Origin of the sequence: Bacillus yapensis (assembly GCF_005280205.1) — a bacterium.
Classification (GTDB): domain Bacteria; phylum Bacillota; class Bacilli; order Bacillales; family Cytobacillaceae; genus Robertmurraya; species Robertmurraya yapensis.
Genome location: NZ_SUND01000003.1, coordinates 173,561 through 195,800, shown reverse-complemented (window position 1 = coordinate 195,800; position 22,240 = coordinate 173,561). Strand labels below are relative to the sequence as shown.

Below are 22,240 nucleotides of genomic sequence, written 5' to 3'. Positions count from 1 at the left end.
TTTGTGATTTTTAGAAGGAGGGGTACATATGGCTGAAAAGTCGGCCCGTTCAAAAGAGGTTGATTCAGATTTGACCCTAGAACAAGCAAAAGAACAGATAACGGAATTAGGAAAAAAGACAGGCGTGTTAGCCTATGATCATATTGCTGAAAAGCTATCTAGTTTCGAGTTAGATTCCGATCAAATGGACGAATTTTATGCAATTTTGGAAGAACAAGGTGTAGAGCTAGTTGATGAGAACGATGAAAGTGATCCAAACGTACAAGAACTGTCTAAAGGAGAAGAGGAATTTGATTTAAATGACCTCAGTGTCCCTCCTGGTGTTAAGATTAATGACCCTGTTCGTATGTATCTAAAAGAAATTGGTCGTGTTGACTTGCTTTCTGCTGAAGAAGAAATTCGCTTAGCCGAAAGAATTGAACAAGGCGATGAAGAAGCCAAGAGACGTTTGGCGGAAGCAAACCTTCGTTTAGTAGTAAGTATCGCTAAAAGATACGTGGGTAGAGGAATGCTGTTCCTTGATTTGATCCAAGAAGGTAATATGGGATTAATCAAAGCAGTTGAAAAGTTCGATTACCGTAAAGGATTCAAATTCAGTACCTACGCTACTTGGTGGATTCGTCAGGCGATTACGCGTGCGATTGCCGACCAAGCAAGAACTATTCGTATTCCAGTTCATATGGTTGAAACCATTAATAAGTTAATTCGTGTTCAGCGTCAGCTTCTTCAAGATTTAGGACGTGAACCATCTCCAGAGGAAATTGCAGAAGATATGGATTTAACTCCTGACAAGGTTCGAGAAATTTTAAAAATTGCTCAAGAGCCAGTTTCCCTTGAAACTCCAATTGGTGAAGAGGATGATTCACACTTAGGAGATTTCATTGAAGACCAAGATGCAACTTCACCTGCTGAGCATGCAGCTTACGAATTATTGAAGGAGCAGTTAGAAGACGTTCTTGATACCTTAACGGACCGAGAAGAAAATGTTCTACGTCTTCGTTTCGGACTTGATGATGGACGCACAAGAACACTTGAAGAGGTCGGTAAGGTCTTCGGTGTAACGCGCGAACGTATTCGACAAATCGAAGCAAAAGCCCTTCGCAAACTAAGACATCCAAGCAGAAGCAAGCGTCTAAAGGACTTTTTAGAATAGAGTCTAAAAAAATATATTGCCAGAAAATAGTTTACTTCATACAATTGAGGTAAACTATTTTTTGTTTTTGTTATAAAAAGGATGCGACGGTATGGATGAAAATCGTAAAAAAGTTATAGTTACTGAAATTCTATATTGGAAGCAGAATAAAATGCTTCCAGAACAATACTGTGATTACTTATTAGCCTTGTACACAGAGGGGAATCAACCCGTGGAACAAGGAAAATCAAAGACGAAGCTAGCTAAATACAATATGATGCCTTTGTTATTAATTCCAGTATTTGTTTTTTTATTATATTTTACAGAATTATCTTTCGATTTGCAAATGGGTCTTTCTAGTATTATATTGCTAAGTGGAGTCGCCTTTACTGTTTATTTTTTCAAAAAAGGGATGGCATTTCAAATTTCATTAGTCATAACTGCACTTTTACTTTTACTCTTTAGTGTTGAGTTGATTGTTCATTTTTTTCCTGAAGGAGTCTTTATTTTATACATTGTCCTTTTAGGAAACTGCTTGTTATGGTTGTTAGCAGGAAAAAAGTTCAAGCTCATGTATTTTCATTTATCCGGATATGTGGGAATGGCGTTGATTGTCATTTCAATGTTTCTTTAATAATATTAAGAAAATTCAATAAACACCCTTATAATCATATTGTAAGCGAATTCATTCATAGGTCAAGAATAATTTTTAAAACTTTGTATTTTCCTCAGTTACTTTCATCAGGTTTTGTAACTTTATTAAAATAAATATGTGAGGATAAAATATGGACAACAAACGAAAACTAGGTTGAAATTGTCGCGAAGTTTTTGACTTTTTTATGAACTTAGTGTGACAAACTTTACTTTAGGTCTTTTCCTTCTTTTGTTTTTCGAGTAAAATAAAGGTTGTTTGTATATAAAATATTTATTTGACTGATTGTTCTTACATAAGGGAGGTTATTGCAATGAATCGTAATCCAATTATTCCGTTCGTTTTAATTATGGTACTAGGAATTGCTGTTATGTTCTTAATGTCATTTAAAGGTCTTGGCGATATGAAAGAAATCGCTGAAGAGAATGAAAATGGCGGAGAAAAAACAGAAGAGGTTGCAAATGCAACACCTGAAGAATTGTTCCAACAAAAAGGCTGTGTAGGCTGCCATGGTGGAGACTATAAGGGTGTTACAGGTCCATCATTAATCGGAGTTGGCGACAAACATAGTCAAGAAGAGCTTGTAGACATTCTTACAAATGGTACTGATGGCGGTATGCCTGGTGGATTAGTTGCTGGTAAAGAGGCAGAAATGGCTGAATGGCTCGCAACACTAAAATAAGTTCGAAATAAGTAACAGAAGTCCTTTGCATATGTAAAGGACTTTTTTTATACTTATTAAATGGAGTCATCCATAGAATTAGTAAAGTGGTGAAGGAATGAATATAGATAAATTATCGCATCGATTGCAGGCAGTAGCGGAGTACATACCAGAAGGAAGCCGAATGGCTGATATTGGCTCAGACCATGCATACTTGCCTTGTCATGTTGTAAAAAAAGGGCTTGTACCTTTTGCAATTGCGGGTGAAGTTGTAGAAGGTCCTTTTCAATCAGCGAAAAAGCAAGTGGAGTCAGAAGATTTAACGGATAAAATAGAAGTGAGAAAAGGAGATGGTCTTGCAGTCATCTCTCCAGGAGAAGTAGATTGCATTACAATCGCTGGCATGGGTGGAGCTTTGATTGCAAGTATTCTCGAACAAGGATTGGACAAACTTGAAGGTGTTTCAAGGTTAATTCTGCAGCCGAATATAAGCGCTCAATCAATCAGAGTTTGGCTAATGGATCATGAGTGGAAGTTAGTAGAGGAAGAAATTTTAGAAGAGGACGGAAAAATCTACGAAATCCTTGTAGCTGAAAAAGGGGAACCACTTCAGTCCTATAATCAGGAAAAACTACAGTCGGAATTATTGATGGGTCCATTCTTATCGATTAAAAGAACGGAACCTTTTGTGAAGAAATGGAAAGGTGAAATGAACAATTGGATGAGAATATTGAGTAAGCTTGAGCAAGCTGCTGATACTGAAGAAAATCGTCAAAAGAAAGAAGAATTACATAATAAGCTTCGCATGATAGAGGAGGTTCTTGGATAAGGATGAAGAAAGCGAATGGATATGAAGTCATTCAATTATTTGAGCAATTCTCACCGAAGGCTTATGCCATGGAAGGCGATAAGGTCGGACTTCAAATTGGCCGATTAAATAAACCGGTCGAAAAAGTACTCATTGCATTAGATGTTCTTGAGGAAGTGGTTGATGAGGCGATTGCAGAAAACGTACAGCTGATCATTGCCCATCATCCAATCATCTATCGTCCATTACAAAAGATAGCCACGGAACAAACAGCTGGGAGAATTATTGAAAAATTGATCAAGCATGATATTGCCGTGTATGCAGCCCATACGAATTTAGACGTGGCAAAAGGCGGAGTCAATGATTTATTAGCAGAAGCATTAGGACTTACGAATACAGAGGTACTTGTGCCAACCTATGAATTAAAATTAAAGAAACTAGTTGTTTTTGTGCCCGAAGAAAATGCTAAGGCAGTAAAAGAGGCGTTAGGGAGAGCTGGTGCAGGTGCCATCGGTAATTATAGTCATTGTGCATTCACGGCGAGTGGGGTAGGTCAATTCCTTCCTGGTGAACAGACAAACCCTCATATTGGCACACAAGGAAAGCTTGAAGAAGTGAATGAAGTCAGAATTGAAACGATTTTTCCTGAGAACATTGAAAAAAGAGTCCTTTCTGCCATGCTGAAAGCTCATCCATATGAAGAAGTTGCGTATGATATTTACCCATTAGATAATCAAGGAGAAACGCTAGGGCTTGGTCGAGTGGGGTATATCGACGAAATGACATTAGGACAATTTGCAGAGCGTGTTAAGGAAGCTCTTGATGTCAAAGGTGTTCGTGTTGTTGGAGATTTACAGACCCCTGTAAAAAAGGTGGCTGTATTAGGTGGAGATGGCAATAAATATTATCGCTCAGCTAAATTCAAGGGAGCGGATGTATATGTAACGGGTGATTTATATTACCATGTTGCCCATGATGCACAAATGGAAGGGGTAAACATTATTGACCCTGGTCATAATGTTGAGAAAGTCATGAAAGATGGAGTGGCGAAAATTTTAGCTAAAATGACCCAAGACAAAGGACTAGACGTAACATTTGTGGCTTCTAAACTTAATACAGACCCGTTTCAATTTGTGTAAGCATAAAAAGAGGACGCAAAATTTGCGCCCTCTTATTTTAATTTACAGTTTTCACTTTAGGTAAAATTTTGTTTAAAGGAACCTTCTTTTCGGTTCTCCAAGTTGATTCATCATTTGGATCAAACTGCTCAATAAATGCAATAACTTCTTTTGTAATCGGTGTTGGAGTAGAAGCTCCAGACGTTACAGCGACATTTTTTGCATCCTTAATCCACTCAATGTTAAGCTCGCTCAAATCGCCAATGCGATAAGCCTTTGTCCCAGCAATTTCTTCTGACACCTGTGCCAAACGATTCGAGTTATTACTCTTTGGATCACCCACGACAATCGTTACGTCCGCTTCTCCAGCCTTTTGGGCTACAGCTTCCTGACGAACCTGAGTCGCATTACAAATTTCATTATGAAACTCTGCATGAGGATATTTTTCTAACAATAATTCAACGATATGTTTAACATCCCATTGACTCATCGTCGTTTGGTTCGTCACAATAATTTTGTCAAAATCAAGATTAAGGTTTTTGACATCCTCTTCTGATTCAACAAGGTGAACGATATCAGGAGCAACACCTACTGCTCCTTCAGGCTCAGGATGCCCCTTTTTACCGATATAAATGACTTGATAACCTTCTTCCTTCTTATCACGTATGAGGTCGTGGGTTCTTGTTACATCTGGACAGGTAGCATCTAGTGTTACAAGTCCTTTCTTTTGCGCTAATTCTCGTACTTCAGGTGAAATACCATGAGCCGTAAAAATAACCGTTCCTGTATCCACTTTTTCAAGGATTTCAAGGCGGTTACTACCATCTAAAGTGATAATGCCTTCTTCCTCAAAAGCATCCGTAACGTGTTTATTATGAACAATCATACCAAGGATATAAATAGGTCTTGGTAATGTTTTATCTAAAGCAGCATTTCTTGCAATCACCATGGCGTCGACAACACCGTAGCAATAGCCACGTGGAGAAATTTTGATTACTTCCATTTAAAATCCAACCTCCTATAAAAAGCAAAACACTCAATCTATGAAACCATTATATCGGACTTCTAGGAAAACCTCAATTTGAGGAAGTTGGAAATTAAAAGGCTCTTTTCACAAAGATTGAAGCTTTTATATAAAAATTGACTAAAATACATAGCCAGATTTCCTTAAATGGGTAGCGAAAAGTGCCGTGAAAAAATAATATGTAGCACTAAACCATATAGGGGGTGTAAATGTCGGGTTCTGGACATTTACGAAAAAACAATGATCGATAGAAAACAGCGAAGAAAAAGAATGCTTTCAAAACAGCATTCTTTCTACACATATAATTTTGGCATCGACTGACCTTTATTAGAGCGTTCTTGTTCAACAGGCTCAAGACTTTCTTCTTTGTTTTCTCGAGTTCTGGCAGGCTTGCGTTTTGCGGTACTTTTTGTTTCTTTAGTGGCTTCTTCAGTGGTAGAATTTTCTTCTGAATCAGATGGTAAATCTTTAAATCCTTTATAAAGTTTCCATAAGGAAGGGAGATTTCGCACAATTGGCCCATATTGTTGAACCATTGGTCCAACTTGTTGAGCAGTGTTTAGCACTTTTTGCGTATTTGTTAGAAAACCGTTCAGGGCACTAGGATCTGTTAATGTTTTTAAAAGCCCTCCACCACCACTAGCACGTCCCGCAGCTGAAGCTGCTCCAAAGGAAAATGGATTTGCTCCTCCTCCTTGCCTTCCTCCTCTACCTAATATCTTAGCGAGTAATCCACCGCCGCCTCTTGACGGACCAGGTGCTCGCATCCCGCCTCCCATTCGATTCATCTGAGGGAAACTACCTCTGGGCATTCTCGGTGGCATCATACGTGGTGGAAGAGGTCCTCTCATTCTTGGTTGCAAGCTAAGCCCTCCTTTCAATCTTTCAAGTTTCCGTTATGCGCATTTTCTATGGATGATCGCGTATATTCACAGCATCAACGCGCAGTTCGTTATTGGAAGTTCATCTCTCTTATTAACCTATGCATAAAATTGGGAATGGTTTAAGACTTTTGCGGATGTTAGTCTGATTTTCGATGAGACAGTTTTTTCTACTAAAAACTAAGAATACCTACGAATTTGAAAAAAGATGCCAAGCAAATTGGCGCAATAGGGAAAACTTTATTATAATGGAATGATGACAATACCTAAGGGTAGGATTTATTAAAAGGAGCAGGAAAATGACAGAATCAAAATTTAAGATATATGAGTTTAAACCGTTTATAATAGAGGCGTTGAACAAAATTGGTTTTTATGAACCAACGGAAATTCAACAAAAACTTATCCCTGTAGCTTTAAAAGGGGAAAGTGCCATTGGACAATCGCAAACAGGAACGGGTAAAACGCATTCTTACATATTGCCGATTATCGAAAAAATAGACCCAGCTAAAAAAGAGGTACAAGCTGTTATCACAGCTCCGACTAGAGAGTTAGCCAATCAAATTTACCAAGAGATTTTGAAGGTTACAGAACATGCAACGGAAAATGAAATCACAACTCGATTGTTTATCGGTGGTACAGACAAGCAAAGAGCAATCGAAAAGCTAAAGACACAACCACATATTGTTGTAGGTACGCCAGGAAGAATTAATGACCTAACAAAGGATCAAGCCTTATTTGTTCATAAGGCAAATACAATTGTGGTGGACGAAGCAGATTTAATGCTTGATATGGGCTTCATTGAAGACGTGGATCAAATTGCTTCAAAAATGCCTCAAAAGCTACAAATCCTTGTGTTTTCAGCAACAATTCCAGAAAAGCTCAAGCCATTTTTGAAAAAATATTTAGAAAATCCGAAGTTTATTCAAATCGAACCGAAGCAATTAACCGCTGCAAAAATTGATCATTATCTTATTCCTTCAAGACATCGCGATAAAAAGGAAATGGTCTATGAAGTATTATCTGCAGTAAATCCTTATTTGGCTATTGTGTTTACAAACACGAAAAAGATGGCTGATGTAGTGGCGGACTCCTTAACTCAGAAAGGACTAAAGGTTGGTAGAATCCATGGAAACTTAAGTCCGAGAGAACGTAAAAAAATGATGAAGCAAATTTGGGATTTAGAATACCAATATATCGTTGCGACAGATTTAGCTGCTCGAGGCATTGATATTGAAGGTGTCAGCCATGTTATTAACTATGAGCTTCCAAGTGATTTAGACTTTTATGTGCACCGTGTAGGGCGTACAGCTCGTGCAGGAAAAGCGGGACTTGCCCTCACGATCTACACCCAGTCTGATGAGGATGCTTTGAACCGATTAGAAAACCTTGGCATTGAATTCAAGAATGTGGACATCAAGCAAGGGGAGATTGTGGAAATCGGTGACCGCAATAAGCGGAAAAAACGTGTAAGACAGCAGAACGAAGTCGATGCAATGGCAAAATCGTTTGTGAAGAAGCCGTCAAAGGTTAAGCCTGGTTACAAGAAAAAGATGCAATGGGAAATGGACAAAATAAAGAAGCGACAAAATCGTATAAAGCGTAAAAAGTAAAGCAAAGGGAGAGGATTGTATGTTGAAAATTGGATCACATGTTTCCATGAGTGGAAAGGAAATGCTGCTAGGGGCAAGTCAAGAAGCAGTATCATACGGAGCCAATACATTCATGATTTACACTGGTGCGCCGCAAAATACTCGAAGAAAAAAAATCGAGGAATTAAATATTGAAGCGGGCCTTTTGCATATGAAGGAACACGGTATTGATGAAATTGTTGTACATGCTCCGTACATCATTAATATTGGGAATACGACAAATCCAGATACGTTTGATTTAGGGGTTCGTTTTCTTAGGACTGAAATTGACAGAACAGAGGCACTTGGTGCAAAGCAAATCGTACTTCATCCTGGCGCTCATGTAGGTGCTGGAGCAGAAGCGGGGATTAAGAAAATCATCGAGGGCTTAAACGAGGTTTTAACTGGCCAAGAAACATTGCAAATTGCGTTAGAGACGATGGCAGGTAAGGGCTCAGAATGTGGAAGAAGTTTTGAAGAAATCGCGATGATTATTGATGGAGTTACGCACAACGATCGACTTTCTATATGCTTTGATACTTGTCATACACATGATGCAGGCTACAATCTGGTTGAAGATTTTGATGGCGTGCTCAATGAGTTTGATAAGATTGTGGGCATTGACCGCATCAAGGTACTTCATATTAATGATAGTAAAAATGAGCGTGGTGCTAGCAAAGACCGTCATGAAAATATTGGATTTGGTCATATCGGCTTTGAGGCTCTCAACTATATTGTGCACCATCCACAATTAGAGTCCGTTCCGAAAATATTAGAAACACCGTTTGTAGGAGAAGATAAGAATAATAAGAAGGCTCCGTACAAGCATGAAATTGCAATGCTTCGTAGTAAAGAATTTAATGAAAACTTATTGGCTAATATTTTGGCTGAATAGAAAGTAAGAGCTGACGAGAGCTGCCATTTTGGTAGCTCTCGTCAGCTTTTCATCATTTCACTAATCCAAGTAGTAGACGATTTACTTGCTGCGCTGTGTCAGAACCAGCAACTTTAGCAATTTCTTTGATAACTTTGTTTCGCTCTGCCTCATCAAACACATTGACATTTTTTCCTCTTAAGTAAGAAGCGATTGTTTCAGCTTGGTCTTTCGTAATAGATATTTGAAACTGGTTTCCATATTTTATTAAGTCTCTTCCAGTGATCGTATTCACTTTATGATTGATGATGCTTTGAAAGATATTCAATCGTCCCACACCCCTTCTTTTTTAATGTATGAGACATAGCTTCTAATCGTGACGTGCAATAAGCTTTACTTTGAGGTATACTTCCTGTATACTACTAAATCGTAATGATTCTAATTTAAAAAACTAGGTGATAGCATGAATTCAGGTCAACCTATTATTGAAATAAAGCAATTATCTTATCGGTATGAAAAAGAAAATGTCCTAGAAAATATCGACATGACAGTCCCTCAAGGTTCTTTCTTAGCCGTTGTAGGACCGAATGGTTCAGGGAAATCAACTCTTTTGAAGCTCGTTCTTGGCCTCTTAAAAATTCAAGAAGGGGAAATCAAGATTTTCGGAGAAGATATCCATCGATTTAAGAATTGGCATGAAATCGGCTTTGTTTCACAAAAAGCAAATTCCTTTAATTCCGGTTTTCCAGCAACTGTCTATGAAGTAGTCGGGAGCGGCTTAACAAAAAAAATTGGTTTATTTAAGTTTATGAACCAAAATGATCATCGTAAAATTAAAGCGGCGATCGACTCGGTCGGTTTAACGAAATACATGAATCAGAATATTGGGGAGCTATCTGGTGGACAACAGCAACGTGTCTTTATTGCGAGAGCGTTAGTGAGTGAACCCAAGCTGTTAATATTAGATGAGCCAACTGTAGGGGTAGATGCGCAAAATGTGCAGTCCTTTTATGAAATGCTGGAGAACTTAAATAAAGTTCGAGGTATTACTTTATTACTCGTTACTCACGATGTTGGTACGATTTCTGACAAGGTGACGGACGTAGCATGCTTAAATAAGCATATGCATTTTCATGGGAAATCGGAAGAATTTGAAAAGCTACAGCTTAACGAGATGTCGCAGTTTTATGGACATGATGTTCATTTGCTTTCACATGAGCATGAGCATCATCATGAAGGAGCAAGAAAATGATTCAAGATATTTTACAATATGAATTTCTCCAAAATGCTTTTTTGGCCGGGATTATTATCGGGATTATCGCGCCGTTATTAGGTGTTTTTATCGTTGTAAGAAGGCTGTCATTAATTGCCGATGCTTTAAGCCATGTGACATTGGCTGGGATTGCTGCAAGCTTACTTCTTGAAAAAAAATTCCTCATCTTTAGTGGACTGAATCCTTTATATATGGGAATGGTCTTTTCAGTTGGAGGTTCTTTATTTATTGAAAAACTAAGAAGTGTGTATAAACATTATCAAGAACTAGCCATCCCCATTATTTTATCGGGAGGAATTGGCCTTGGAGCGATTTTTATTTCGCTTGCCGATGGCTTTAATACCGATTTATTTGGCTATTTGTTTGGTAGTGTGAGCGCCGTCAGCAGAGCTGATTTATACACGATTCTCTTCATCAGTGTTTTCGTGATTGCTGCTATTATTGTATTGTACAAGGAATTATTTTTATTATCATTCGATGAAGAGCATGCAAAAGCGTCGGGAATTGCCGTTAAGAGCATTCATTTCGTCTTTATCATTATGGTTGCTTTAGTCATTGCTTCATCTATGCGAATTGTCGGCATTCTTTTAGTATCGTCATTAATGACTTTGCCAGTTGCCGCGAGCATTCGGATTGCGAAGGGTTTTAAGCAGACGATTTTTTATTCCCTTGTATTCGGAGAGACATCTGTGATCGGAGGATTAGTCCTTTCCTATTATCTCGATTTAGCTCCTGGTGGCACAATTGTCATGATTTCTGTGTTAATATTAGTTATAACAATATTGATAAAGAAGATAAATTCGGCAAGACCTGTAAAAATGGGGTGAGCGTATGAATGTAAATGAGGCTCTTCAATTATTGAAAGAAAAAGGTTATAAACATACGGGAAAAAGGGAAGAAATGCTTGAATTGTTCTCTAATAGCGAGAAATATCTAACCGCCAAGGATGTTCTCGACGAAATGAAGGACGATTATCCAGGTTTAAGCTTTGATACAATTTACCGTAATTTATCCGTATTTGTGGATTTAGGAATATTTGAAATGACTGAGTTATCAGGGGAGAAGCATTTTCGATTTGCCTGTTCCCATAAAGAACACCATCATCACTTTATTTGTTTAGACTGTGGGAAGACAAAGGAAATCGATACTTGCCCGATGCAAAGCTTAAGAGAAAATTTAAATGGCTTCGATATTTCTGGTCATAAATTCGAAATTTATGGGCGCTGCCCTGAATGTAATGCGTAGAGACAATCTTCTCTACGCATTTTCTTTTAGCCAAGTATCAACCCATGCTTTTGCTTCAGACCAGTTATTAACCCTAATTACACCTTCTGGGACCGGCTCCTGATTATAAGGTGTATTAAAAAGGATGACAGGAATTTTACACTGTTCACAAATGGCAACAGCATTATCGTGTTTATCTTCGAAAAATATATCTACCTCATATTGTTTCGCAGCATTTATTTTGTCATGTGATCCAATTAATTCAATGTGATGGAAGGGCAAATCTTGTTTGACAAACCATTCCTTTGTTAATTCTAAAAGGTGTTTACTTCTTGCGCTAATAAAGAATAAATCGTGAGCACTTTCCCATTCGCGTAGAACGGCGCGGACTTCTTTTGTTAGAGGGGATGCTTCGTAAATTCTTGCTTCATTATCTAACCACCATTTCGCAAAATCTGATTTAGAAATGTCTACATGAACAGATAAATCATATTCCTTAATATCAGAATAGCTTAATGATAATCCGAAATCTTGATTCATATAGGGAACAATCGTATCGGGGCTAGTAACAGTTCCATCGATGTCGATACCAAATTTTTTTCTCATAATAAACTCCTTTAATTTCTTGCTTCTCTATTTTAACCGATCTTACTTCTGAAAAGAATGACAGACATTTACACTTTTAAAATTGATGTGAACGATAAACAATAATAATGCTCCAAAGAAAGCGAGGGATTTCAAATATGGCAGATCAATACGGAAAAGCCCCTTATGCAAATTTAAGAAAAGACAATGGGGTTGAAGAGAACGATTCACCTAGAACTGCGGATTATTTAGAGGAAACCTCAGCTGAAATGGCTGCACCAGTTACATTTGGACGAGAGTTCGATAACGACAGAGACTATGATACGGATAGAGACACTCGTACAGGAGGAACAGGAATGGGCTTTGCTGCCATTATCCTTTCCATCTTGTCTTTATTCGTAGCACCAATATTGTTTGGGGCAGCTGGGATTATTCTTGGCTTTGTAGCACGAAGAAGAGGCGCACAAAGTCTCGGTAGTTGGGCAATCGGAATTGGAGTAGTATCGATTATTCTTGGGATCTTCATTCTCCCGTTTTTCTAAGCTATTTAAGAGTGGAGCACTTGAATAGCAAAAAAGGCTTGGCGATTATTCGCCAAGCCTTTCCCTTATTTGTTTAGTGCTGCTTCCTTTTCTTCCGCTTCTTTTTTTGCGAAATATTCTGCAGCAATTTGGTCGATTTCTTTCTTTAATTCCTCAACCATCGTTTCCTCAGGAACTTTACGAACGATTTTTCCTTTACGGAATAATAAACCTTCGCCACGTGCTCCAGCGATTCCGATATCAGCTTCTCTTGCTTCACCAGGACCGTTTACAGCACAACCGAGCACGGCTACTTTAATTGGTGCCTTAATGGTTGAAATATATTCTTCTACCTCATTGGCAATGCTAATAAGGTCGATTTCAATACGGCCACAAGTTGGACATGAAATAAGCGTTGCGGCATTGGATGAAAGTCCGAATGATTTAAGAAGTTCTCTTGCTACCTTTACTTCCTCTACAGGATCCGCACTTAATGAAATACGTAAAGTGTTTCCGATTCCTTTGCTTAAAATAGCTCCGAGTCCGGCAGCACTTTTAACTGTACCAGCGAATAATGTTCCTGACTCTGTAATTCCAAGGTGTAATGGATAGTCAAAAGCCTTTGCGGCCTTTTCATATGCTTCAATCGCTAGGTTAACATCTGAAGCCTTCATGGACACGATGATATCGTGAAAATCTAGGTCTTCAAGAATTTTAATATGGTGTAAGGCACTCTCAACCATTCCGTCTGCAGTTGGGTAACCATATTTTTCAATAATTCTTTTTTCAAGTGAACCTGCATTAACCCCGATTCGAATCGGAATCCCTTTGGCTTTAGCAGCCTTTACAACCGCTTCAACCTTCTCTCTTTTTCCGATATTACCTGGATTGATACGGATTTTGTCAGCTCCGCCTTCAATTGCTTTAAGGGCGAGCTTATAGTCAAAATGAATATCAACCACAAGAGGAATATTGATTTGCTTCTTAATGTCTGCAATCGCATCTGCTGCTCTTTCGTCTGGACAAGCTACACGGACGATTTGACAGCCTGCTTCCTCTAAACGTTTGATTTGAGCAACTGTTGCTTCCACATCATGTGTTTTTGTCGTTGTCATACTTTGAATTGCTAGTTCATTATTTCCCCCGATAGTTAGATTTCCAACTTTAACGGGGCGGGTTTTTGTACGATGTATAATTTCACTCAAGAGTGATTCGCTCCTTTTTAAAAAGAAATAAGCGTTATGAAAGTAATGATTCGCACAAGTCGAGAACGTGTCTCTAACTTGAGCATCGTAAAACTACTTCAATATTATAACGCTAATATACATTAATTGTATCAGTGAAGGAATCAACTTGACAAGAAACTTACTGGTTGAATTGGATTATTCATGTAAATTGGCATAGTTTGGGAATTTATAAGTCTTTCCAATTTGGATCTTTTCAACTGATATTCCTTTGTTAAGACTGCTGAAATCATTAATGACTTCTTGGATAGAAACGGGAATTGCCGAGTCTAGCTGCGATTCAATAATAGAAAGCACCGTATCGCCACTTACAACCTCTTTTTCAAAATAATCCATTTCGACGGTTACATTTTCTTGCTCTGTATTCTCCACTTGTGCAGCAGTAGTAGTTTCAATTGTAATCGGTAGAGTACCTTTGCTTAGATCATAATAAATAATAAACAAGATTAGGGCAATGATTACTAGTCCGAATAATCGCTTCATGGATACTACTCCTTAATTGGGATTTTTCCATTCATATGCTTGTCTAATTTAAAATAGAACATTGTTGTGAAAAAAATGTATATTTCTGATTATAATTAATATAATTTGTAACACAATTGTAATAAAACTCCCTTTTGTAAATGTATTGTAAATTTAATCAACATTTCATTTACATTGAAGCTTTTGTTCATCATAATGAGAGAGGTTTTGACAAACTAATTTACTAAAGGAATTAGGAGTTGGAAGACTTTGGAGATAAATGTGCAGCAAATGATTTTTGAGTTTTTAGGTGGACTAGGGATCTTTTTATTCGGGATTAAGTATATGGGAGATGGTCTCCAAAGATCAGCTGGAGATAAACTCCGCGATATCCTAGATCGCTTTACTTCCAATCCTTTTATGGGCGTATTGGCCGGGATTCTTGTTACAGGGTTAATTCAAAGTAGCTCTGGGACAACTGTTATTGTTGTTGGGTTGGTGAGTGCTGGTTTTATGACATTGCGTCAAGCGATCGGTGTTATTATGGGGGCAAACATCGGTACGACTGTAACAGCTTTTATTATCGGTATAGATGTTGGCGAATATGCTTTGCCAATTATGGCTTTAGGCTCTATTCTACTGTTTTTCTTTAAGAGTAAGAAAATCCATAGCATTGGACAAATTGTCTTTGGATTCGGGGCATTATTCTTTGGATTAGAATTAATGAGTAGTGGGATGAAACCGCTAAGAAGCTTAGAGGCTTTTCATGAGCTTACAGTGAGTATGAGTGATAACCCAATTTTAGGTGTTGTGATTGGAACGTTATTTACAGTTATTGTCCAAAGTTCAAGTGCGACAATCGGTATTTTACAAGGATTATTTTCAGAAGGGTTATTAGATATTAATGCAGCCCTACCTGTTTTATTTGGAGACAATATCGGAACGACGATTACAGCCGTATTAGCTTCAATCGGTGCTTCGATAGCTGCTAGAAGAGCGGCGGCAACTCATGTATTATTCAATTTAATTGGTACAACCATTTTTATGATATTATTAAAACCATTTACAATGTTCATTACGTATTTACAAGATGTTTTAAATTTAAATCCGGAAATGGTCATTGCGGTTGCGCATGGTACATTTAATGCAACAAATACGATTATTCAATTTCCGTTTATTGCCTTATTGGCGGTCTTGGTAACAAAGCTTATTCCTGGAGAGGATTCTGTTTTAGAATATAAGGCAAAGCATTTGGACCCTAATTTTATCGAACAGTCACCTTCTATTGCGCTTGGACAAGCCAAGGAAGAGGTTTTAAGAATGGGCCAGTTTGCTATCTTGGGATTAACAGAATCAAACCAATATTTGCGAACAAAGGTGCAAAAGCATGCTGATACAGCTGTACAGCTAGAAGAGGCAATTAATAATCTCGATAGAAAAATTACGGATTATTTAGTTGAACTAGCTTCAAGCTCTTTATCTGAACATGAATCGGAAGAACATTCTGTTTTAGTAGATACAATTAGAGATATTGAGAGAATCGGCGATCATTTCGAAAATATTTTGGAACTAGTAGAGTATCAGTTAGCAAACAAGGTGAAAATTACGGGCTCAGCAATGGTAGAGCTTGAAGAAATGTTTGAACTAACGATTACAACTGTTAAAGAAGCGATTAATGCTCTTGATCATAACGAAAAAGACCTGGCTAGGGATGTTATAAAGAAAGAAGAACTTATTGATAAAATGGAGCGTAAATTGCGCAAGCAACATATTCTTCGCTTAAGTGCTGGCGAGTGTAGTGCTCAAGCTGGAATAGTATATGTAGATATTATTAGTAACCTCGAAAGAATCGGTGATCACGCTGTGAATATTGCTGAAGCTGTTCTAGGTGAAAGACATTAATGATGATTTGAGAAGCTGTCCCAAAAAGCGTTTGGGGGAGCTTCTCATTTTTTTCAGTAACGGCATAAGGACACAGTTTCTGGACTCATGAGATAATAGCAACTCAAAATAAATTTCTTGCTTACCTATAATATTGGTTTTTTCTAAGGGAGTATGATTACATAGTTAGTAAGCATAACTAAAGAAAAGGAGGTCGTTTTATGGATATCGTTTATTGGGTCATTATTATAGCGCTTTTTGTTATTTCGTTCGTTGGATTAATTTATCCCATCGTCCCGAGTGTCTTGTTTTTGCTTGGAGGGTTCTTACTATATGGTGTTTTCTTCAGCTTCGAACCATTTAATTGGATTTTCTGGCTTGTACAGGGGCTGCTAGTTGTATTGTTATTTGGAGCAGATTTCGTCACGAATATGATCGGTGTGAAGAAATATGGAGGCACGAAAGCGGGAGTGTGGGGAAGTACAATTGGTCTTTTAGTTGGCCCATTTGTCATTCCGTTTTTAGGAATTATCATTGGCCCTTTTTTAGGCGCAATTTTAGCAGAGTTAATTGTCAATAAGAAAGATTTTAAGAGTGCGGTATCGATCGGTTTTGGTTCAGTGATTGGATTTATTAGCAGTGTAATTACAAAAGGGATTATTCAAGCATTACAGATCATTTATTTTTTTATTGTTATTTAATGAGCTATCAAATTAGAAAAAGCTGTTCGTAAAAGGACCATGACAACCTTTTTGAAACAGCTTCTTTTTATCATTTGTTTAGTTAATCCCACATATTTCATAAGGGCAGTTTTGACAATCAACGGTGTCTTTTAAATAGCTTATATTCTTGACGACCAACCGTTGTTGGTTGTAAGCAATAACATCCTTTTCTCGAAGTTCTTTTAACATACGTTGGATGACTTCACGTGTTCCGTAAGTGAAATTCGCGAGCTCTTGGTGGGTTAAAGGAAGATCAATTAATATTCCTTCATCAGTCATAATTCCATAACTATTGCATAAACGTATTATGATGGAATAAAGTCCACCTTTTTTTCCGTTCATCATTAAATCCTGGCATTTCATTTGAGCCTTTAAATATCGCGTACTTAGCCAAGCAGATAAAGTATTTTGAGTTACTGGATCCTTTTGCACAAAACGTTCAAAATCAGTCCGTTTGATCATCAGCATTTCACAATCTGAAAGAGTTTTTGCATAAAAGTGGTATTTAGGTTGTTGTTTATAGAGTTGATATTCAATCAATAGCTCTTCTCCAGAAAGGATTTTAAGAATGAATTCCTTTCCTTTTACATGAACACGACCGAGAGAGACACTTCCACGCAATAAGATGAAGACGTAATCGACCGAATCGCCTTCGTTAAAAAGTATTGTTCCAGCTTTATATTTTTGAATTGTTTCCTTATCAACAAACTCTTGTATGAGTAAACTGTACAAAGATAGAGATAGCTCATTCATCAATACCACTCCTAATGAAATGCGAATTTTTAAAACTAGATTGTGATATTCTTCACTTACTTAAAATATCGCAACTATTGGGTCGACTGTCAATATCAGCTGACCCTTAAAAACCTCTATTGATACGGTGTTTATCGCCTTAATCGTTGCTATATATGGGTTGGTAGATTCATGACAAATTATCGAACTTTGTGCTGAAATTAAAAAGGAGATTGGCCATGAATGTGGAATACTTAATAAGTGGAATGGTTATTATAGTTATGGTTACGAAAAGACAAATTATTTGAAACAATAATCCAGTTTTGGTAATCTTAACTTAATCACATTAGAAAAATTTTTAACTCATAATGAGTCTAAGAATGCTTCTAAAAAATTTGAGGATACATAGGGAGGAAATGAATCATGGCTTTCGAATTACCACAATTACCGTACGCTTATGACGCATTAGAACCACATATCGACAAAGAAACAATGAATATTCACCACACTAAACATCACAACACTTATGTAACAAATTTAAATGCTGCATTAGAAGGAAACGCAGAACTTCTTTCTAAATCAGTTGAAGAAGTTGTTGCTAATTTAGATGCAGTCCCAGAAGCTGCACGTACTGCTGTACGTAACAATGGTGGCGGACATGCTAACCACTCACTATTCTGGACAATCCTTTCTCCAAATGGTGGCGGAGCTCCTACTGGAGAATTAGCTGATGCAATTAACAGCAAATTTGGAAGCTTAGATAACTTCAAAGCTGAATTCACAAAAGCTGCTACAACACGCTTTGGTTCTGGTTGGGCTTGGCTAGTTGTAAACAATGGTGAATTAGAAGTAACAAGCACTCCAAATCAAGACTCTCCATTAATGGAAGGCAAGACTCCTGTTCTTGGACTTGATGTATGGGAGCATGCTTACTACTTAAATTATCAAAACCGTCGCCCAGACTACATCGGTGCTTTCTGGAATGTGGTAAATTGGGATGAAGTTGCTAAGCTTTACAGCGCAGCAAAATAAGCTGACTTTTTAAAGCAAAGGGATTTTTACCCTTTGCTTTTTTATTGGCTTTTTTCAAAAATTTCGATGTTAAAAACAATCAACATATTTAAAAGTGAATAACGAACTTGTTTTTGTTAGAAACTACCCCTAGATATAAAGGGGAGTTTTTTTATGCGTAAAATGCTTGGTGATGTAGAATTAACTAAAGATTTGACTTTGTTACTGATCATTGGTGGTTTGTATTCGTTAAGTGTGGCGTTATCAAATACATTCGTAAATATATATTTATGGAAGCAATCAGGTGAGTTTTCAGATTTGGGAATGTATAATTTAGCTGTCGTCATTATGCAGCCGATTACCTTTATTCTTGCAGGTAGGTGGGCTAAAAAAATTGACAGGGTGATTGTGTTTAGAATCGGTGTCATTTTTTTAGCTCTCTTTTATTTGACGGTCTTGTTAATTGGAACGAGTGCTTCGAAGTTTTTACTTCTTCTAGGTGGATTATTGGGAATCGGTTATGGATTCTACTGGCTTGCTTATAATGTGTTAACTTTCGAAATCACTGAGCCAGAATCAAGAGATTTTTTTAACGGTTTTTTAGGAATTTTGTCTTCAATTGGTGGTATGATTGGCCCAATTGCGGCTGGATTTATTATTTCAAAAATGGATAAAATGGTAGGGTATTCGATCGTATTTGGCATTTCACTGGGACTGTTTTCACTAGCGGTATTCCTGAGCTTTTTTATTAAAAGAAGGCCAGCGAAGGGGAAATATTATTTCGTCCGTATCCTTAAAGAACGAAAAGAAAATCGAAATTGGAGTCTGATCACGAATGCCAATTTTTTTCAAGGCTTTCGTGAAGGAACTTTTGCCTTCATCATTTCTGTGTTTGTCTTTATATCGACAGGCAGTGAGCTTTCTTTGGGCACCTTTGGGCTGATTAATTCGGGAATATCCTTTATTGCCTACTATTTGGTTTCAAAATTGATCAAAAAAGACATGCGAAAGAAAGCAATTTTAATTGGAGGAATCCTTCTATATTTATCTATTTTCGTCATTGTCTTTGAACCATCCTATATAAAGTTACTTATTTACGCAGGAGTAATCGCCGTTGCCTATCCATTATTACTAGTTCCATACATGTCTATGACCTATGACGTCATCGGGAGTGGCTGGAAAGCTGCTGAAATGAGAATTGAGTATATTGTTGTAAGAGAAATTTATTTAAACGCGGGAAGAGCCGTCTCCATTGTGTTATTCCTCATTGGTATAGCTTTTTTTAACCCAGAGAAAATTACCCCTATCATTTTACTAATTCTCGGCGCTGGACATACGTTGATTTACTTCTTTGTCCGAAAAATAGAGTTCTCCCAATGAATGGAAAGGTTTTTTGCCTTTCCTTTTCTTTTGGAAAAATCTTTTTGTTGTGTCACAATAGAAATTTAGGGACGTTTCCTTTAAAATAGTATTATTGTAAGAAAGCATCTGGGAAGTGGGTATAAACATTGGTTAATAAGAGTGAAAAAAAGAAAAAGAGAATAATACCTGTTCGTTTAAATTTATTATTTTTTATTGTGTTTTTTCTTTTTTCTGTTTTAATCCTCCGTCTTGGGGTTGTACAAATTGTGTACGGAGATGATTATAAGCGAGAAATTGAAAGAACGGAGGATATCACGGTAAATAATCCTGTTCCAAGAGGGAAAATGTATGACCGTAATGGAAAGGTTATTGTTGATAATACACCGAAAAATGCGATTACATATACCAATTTTGGTGCTAGTCAGGATGAAATGCTGGATGTTGCGAAAAAATTAGCGAAACTAATTGAGTTGAAGCCAGATAAAGTTCAAGAACGGGACAAGAAGGACTATTGGATTCTTTTAAACCCTGAACGTGCCACTAAGAAGGTATCGGAAAAAGAGAAAGAAAAGCTAAAAGAAGAATTAGAAGCTAAAGAATATGATAAAAAGATTTATAACCTGCAGTTAGAACGTATTACTGAAGAGGAATTAAGTGAACTAACAGCAGACGATTTAGAAATTCTAGCTATTTATCGCGCTTTTAATAGCGGCTATGCTTTAACCCCGCAAATTGTGAAAAATGAAGATGTTACGCAAAAAGAATTCGCGCTCGTTAGTGAAAATCTTCAATATCTTCCTGGGGTTGATACAACAACCGATTGGGAGAGATCCTATGCCTTTGGCAGTACATTGAAGACTGTTCTTGGAAAAGTAACAGATTCGGATGAAGGGATTCCGAAAGAACAACTCGATTACTTTATGGCACGTGGCTATAACCGCAATGACCGAGTTGGAAAAAGTTATATCGAGAAGCAATACGAAGAGGTTCTTCATGGACAAAAAGCAAAAGTGAAGAATGTTACTGACAAGTCAGGAAAAGTAGTTGAAACAGAAGTTATCTCTGAAGGTGAAAGAGGAAAAGACCTCGTTCTAACTATTGATATGGATCTACAGCTTGAGGTTGAAAAAGTTGTTGAAGAAGAATTAAGAAATGCAAAGTCATCTGGTAGAACAAGTTTATTGGATCGAGCATTTGTTGTCATGATGGACCCGAATTCGGGGGATGTCTTAACAATGGCTGGTAAACAGTTAGTGAAAGATAGTGAAACTGGAAAAACCGAAATGCAGGATTTTGCACTTGGAAACATTTCAACCTCTTATAACGTTGGATCAACGGTAAAAGGTGCAACTATTTTAACTGGTTATCAAACGGGTGTAATCAAGCCTGGAACTGTGTTTTACGACGAACCGTTACACATTGCGGGATCCAAGGAAATAAGTTCTTGGAAAAATTTTGGAAATACAAGCGATATCCGCGCTCTTCGAGTTTCCTCGAACGTTTATATGTTTAAAACGGCTATTGCTATCGGGGAAGGAAATTATCGACCTAATAAAGCCTTACCAATTAACAAAAAGGCTTTCGATACAATTCGGCAATCTTTTGCTCAATTTGGTTTGGGTTCCTCTACGGGTATTGACCTGCCAAATGAGTCAACTGGATACGTAGGACCAGAAAAAACGCCAGCCCAATTGCTCTTCTTATCAATTGGTCAGTATGATACGTATACCCCAATGCAATTGGCTCAGTATGTTTCGACTATTGCTAACGGTGGATATCGTATTCAGCCACGTATGGTAAAGGAAATCCATGCTCCATTGGAAGAAACGAATGAATTAGGACCTGTAATCAAAGAAATTCAGCCGAAAGTATTAAACCGTATTAATCTTGAAGATGGTTGGATGGAAAATATTCATGAAGGCTTCCGTCAAGTAGTAGCGAATCCAGAAGGAACCGCATATAGTAAATTCTTGGGGGCTGATTACGCAGCTGCCGGTAAATCAGGAACAGCCCAAGGATTTTACGATGGACCTTTACGAAAGAATTTCAAGAATCCAGTAGAAGTAATGAATTTAAGCTTTATTGGCTATGCACCACATGATAATCCAGAAGTTGCTATTGCAGTTGTTGTACCATGGGCCTATGAAGGACATAGTGGACACTCAGCCAACTATAATATAGCTAGAAGAGCTCTTGATGCATATTTTGATTTGAAAAAGACAAGAGAAGAAAGCAAATTAGCGAGTCCTTCAACTACGGATAATGGTGCAGCTGAAGGAGCAGAAACAGAACAACAAGAACAACAAGAAGAGCAAACAGAAGAATAGAGCAAATCATAAAGTCGTCTTTCGATTATCGAGGGACGGCTTTTTTCTATTCTATTGGCTGAATTCAGCAAGGACTAAGGCTCATTTCCCATATTCGACGAATTTTATTCCTATTCGA

Annotated in this window: 23 protein-coding genes; 16 read left to right on the top strand and 7 right to left on the bottom strand. The window is 37.5% G+C overall.

Features of this window, described 5'->3' with window-relative positions:
• The first annotated feature begins 28 nt into the window (after window positions 1–28).
• The 5 genes from rpoD (at window position 29) to FAR12_RS05315 (ending at window position 4,392) form a co-directional block, all read left to right on the top strand.
• Window positions 29–1,153: an RNA polymerase sigma factor RpoD gene (rpoD, locus tag FAR12_RS05335; RefSeq protein ID WP_126407096.1), complete on the top strand. Its 1,125-nt coding sequence runs from the start codon at window positions 29–31 to the stop codon at window positions 1,151–1,153.
• A gap of 91 nt (window positions 1,154–1,244) precedes the next feature.
• On the top strand, window positions 1,245–1,766 hold the full coding sequence (locus FAR12_RS05330; RefSeq protein ID WP_126407094.1) for a hypothetical protein: 522 nt from the start codon (window positions 1,245–1,247) through the stop codon (window positions 1,764–1,766).
• Window positions 1,767–2,097: 331 nt separating this feature from the next.
• Window positions 2,098–2,466, top strand: a complete 369-nt coding sequence (cccA, locus tag FAR12_RS05325; RefSeq protein WP_126407092.1) for a cytochrome c550 — start codon at window positions 2,098–2,100, stop codon at window positions 2,464–2,466.
• Window positions 2,467–2,563: 97 nt separating this feature from the next.
• Window positions 2,564–3,274 (top strand): tRNA (adenine(22)-N(1))-methyltransferase, encoded by a 711-nt coding sequence (locus FAR12_RS05320; RefSeq protein ID WP_126407090.1) that lies wholly within the window; start codon window positions 2,564–2,566, stop codon window positions 3,272–3,274.
• A 2-nt stretch (window positions 3,275–3,276) separates the two neighbouring features.
• Window positions 3,277–4,392 carry a Nif3-like dinuclear metal center hexameric protein gene (locus FAR12_RS05315; RefSeq protein ID WP_126407088.1) on the top strand — a complete coding sequence of 372 codons (1,116 nt, stop codon included), beginning with the start codon at window positions 3,277–3,279 and terminating at the stop codon, window positions 4,390–4,392.
• A gap of 37 nt (window positions 4,393–4,429) precedes the next feature.
• Here the strand turns inward: FAR12_RS05315 and FAR12_RS05310 are convergent, their stop codons facing one another.
• Both FAR12_RS05310 and FAR12_RS05305 read right to left on the bottom strand, forming a co-directional pair.
• The gene (locus tag FAR12_RS05310; protein ID WP_126407087.1) at window positions 4,430–5,374 is read right to left on the bottom strand and encodes a 4-hydroxy-3-methylbut-2-enyl diphosphate reductase; all 945 of its coding nucleotides are present in this window, start codon (window positions 5,372–5,374) and stop codon (window positions 4,430–4,432) included.
• Window positions 5,375–5,688: 314 nt separating this feature from the next.
• Window positions 5,689–6,258: a YqfQ family protein gene (locus FAR12_RS05305; protein WP_246010295.1), complete on the bottom strand. Its 570-nt coding sequence runs from the start codon at window positions 6,256–6,258 to the stop codon at window positions 5,689–5,691.
• Window positions 6,259–6,575: 317 nt separating this feature from the next.
• Here FAR12_RS05305 and FAR12_RS05300 point away from each other — a divergent pair, with 317 nt between their 5' ends.
• A complete protein-coding gene (locus FAR12_RS05300; RefSeq protein WP_126407085.1) occupies window positions 6,576–7,886 on the top strand; it encodes a DEAD/DEAH box helicase in 1,311 nt (436 codons plus the stop codon).
• Between the two features lie 19 nt (window positions 7,887–7,905).
• On the top strand, window positions 7,906–8,799 hold the full coding sequence (locus FAR12_RS05295; protein ID WP_126407083.1) for a deoxyribonuclease IV: 894 nt from the start codon (window positions 7,906–7,908) through the stop codon (window positions 8,797–8,799).
• A 52-nt stretch (window positions 8,800–8,851) separates the two neighbouring features.
• On the opposite strand, the gene FAR12_RS05290 is transcribed toward FAR12_RS05295, so the two are convergent.
• Window positions 8,852–9,115 carry a DUF2624 domain-containing protein gene (locus tag FAR12_RS05290; RefSeq protein ID WP_342772284.1) on the bottom strand — a complete coding sequence of 88 codons (264 nt, stop codon included), beginning with the start codon at window positions 9,113–9,115 and terminating at the stop codon, window positions 8,852–8,854.
• 126 nt (window positions 9,116–9,241) lie between these two features.
• Between FAR12_RS05290 and FAR12_RS05285 the strand changes: the two genes are divergently transcribed.
• From FAR12_RS05285 to FAR12_RS05275, 3 genes are read left to right on the top strand one after another with little or no spacing between them, the layout of a single operon-like run.
• Window positions 9,242–10,030, top strand: coding sequence for a metal ABC transporter ATP-binding protein (locus FAR12_RS05285; protein ID WP_126407079.1), 789 nt, complete (start codon window positions 9,242–9,244; stop codon window positions 10,028–10,030).
• Window positions 10,027–10,878: a metal ABC transporter permease gene (locus tag FAR12_RS05280; RefSeq protein WP_126407077.1), complete on the top strand. Its 852-nt coding sequence runs from the start codon at window positions 10,027–10,029 to the stop codon at window positions 10,876–10,878. The genes FAR12_RS05285 and FAR12_RS05280 overlap by 4 nt, the downstream gene beginning before the upstream one ends.
• A gap of 4 nt (window positions 10,879–10,882) precedes the next feature.
• On the top strand, window positions 10,883–11,296 hold the full coding sequence (locus FAR12_RS05275) for a Fur family transcriptional regulator (RefSeq protein ID WP_126407075.1): 414 nt from the start codon (window positions 10,883–10,885) through the stop codon (window positions 11,294–11,296).
• Between the two features lie 12 nt (window positions 11,297–11,308).
• Here the strand turns inward: FAR12_RS05275 and FAR12_RS05270 are convergent, their stop codons facing one another.
• Window positions 11,309–11,881: a hypothetical protein gene (locus FAR12_RS05270; protein ID WP_126407073.1), complete on the bottom strand. Its 573-nt coding sequence runs from the start codon at window positions 11,879–11,881 to the stop codon at window positions 11,309–11,311.
• 137 nt (window positions 11,882–12,018) lie between these two features.
• Between FAR12_RS05270 and FAR12_RS05265 the strand changes: the two genes are divergently transcribed.
• Entirely contained in the window at window positions 12,019–12,402 is a 384-nt protein-coding gene (locus FAR12_RS05265; RefSeq protein WP_126407071.1) for a hypothetical protein, read from the top strand.
• A gap of 65 nt (window positions 12,403–12,467) precedes the next feature.
• On the opposite strand, the gene ispG is transcribed toward FAR12_RS05265, so the two are convergent.
• Together ispG and FAR12_RS05255 are read right to left on the bottom strand one after the other, a co-directional pair.
• The gene (ispG, locus tag FAR12_RS05260; RefSeq protein WP_126407069.1) at window positions 12,468–13,586 is read right to left on the bottom strand and encodes a flavodoxin-dependent (E)-4-hydroxy-3-methylbut-2-enyl-diphosphate synthase; all 1,119 of its coding nucleotides are present in this window, start codon (window positions 13,584–13,586) and stop codon (window positions 12,468–12,470) included.
• 177 nt (window positions 13,587–13,763) lie between these two features.
• Window positions 13,764–14,108, bottom strand: a complete 345-nt coding sequence (locus FAR12_RS05255; RefSeq protein WP_126407067.1) for a hypothetical protein — start codon at window positions 14,106–14,108, stop codon at window positions 13,764–13,766.
• A gap of 249 nt (window positions 14,109–14,357) precedes the next feature.
• Between FAR12_RS05255 and FAR12_RS05250 the strand changes: the two genes are divergently transcribed.
• Together FAR12_RS05250 and FAR12_RS05245 are read left to right on the top strand one after the other, a co-directional pair.
• Window positions 14,358–15,989, top strand: coding sequence for a Na/Pi cotransporter family protein (locus FAR12_RS05250; protein ID WP_170972108.1), 1,632 nt, complete (start codon window positions 14,358–14,360; stop codon window positions 15,987–15,989).
• A gap of 200 nt (window positions 15,990–16,189) precedes the next feature.
• Window positions 16,190–16,669 carry a DUF456 domain-containing protein gene (locus FAR12_RS05245; protein ID WP_126407066.1) on the top strand — a complete coding sequence of 160 codons (480 nt, stop codon included), beginning with the start codon at window positions 16,190–16,192 and terminating at the stop codon, window positions 16,667–16,669.
• A 78-nt stretch (window positions 16,670–16,747) separates the two neighbouring features.
• On the opposite strand, the gene FAR12_RS05240 is transcribed toward FAR12_RS05245, so the two are convergent.
• Window positions 16,748–17,443 carry a Crp/Fnr family transcriptional regulator gene (locus FAR12_RS05240; RefSeq protein WP_126407064.1) on the bottom strand — a complete coding sequence of 232 codons (696 nt, stop codon included), beginning with the start codon at window positions 17,441–17,443 and terminating at the stop codon, window positions 16,748–16,750.
• A 402-nt stretch (window positions 17,444–17,845) separates the two neighbouring features.
• Here FAR12_RS05240 and sodA point away from each other — a divergent pair, with 402 nt between their 5' ends.
• The 3 genes from sodA to FAR12_RS05225 all read left to right on the top strand — a co-directional run bounded on the left by sodA (window position 17,846) and on the right by FAR12_RS05225 (window position 22,122).
• On the top strand, window positions 17,846–18,454 hold the full coding sequence (gene sodA / locus FAR12_RS05235; protein ID WP_126407062.1) for a superoxide dismutase SodA: 609 nt from the start codon (window positions 17,846–17,848) through the stop codon (window positions 18,452–18,454).
• Window positions 18,455–18,607: 153 nt separating this feature from the next.
• Window positions 18,608–19,813, top strand: a complete 1,206-nt coding sequence (locus tag FAR12_RS05230; protein ID WP_126407060.1) for an MFS transporter — start codon at window positions 18,608–18,610, stop codon at window positions 19,811–19,813.
• Between the two features lie 128 nt (window positions 19,814–19,941).
• Window positions 19,942–22,122, top strand: a complete 2,181-nt coding sequence (locus FAR12_RS05225; protein WP_126407058.1) for a peptidoglycan D,D-transpeptidase FtsI family protein — start codon at window positions 19,942–19,944, stop codon at window positions 22,120–22,122.
• Window positions 22,123–22,240: the final 118 nt, after the last annotated feature.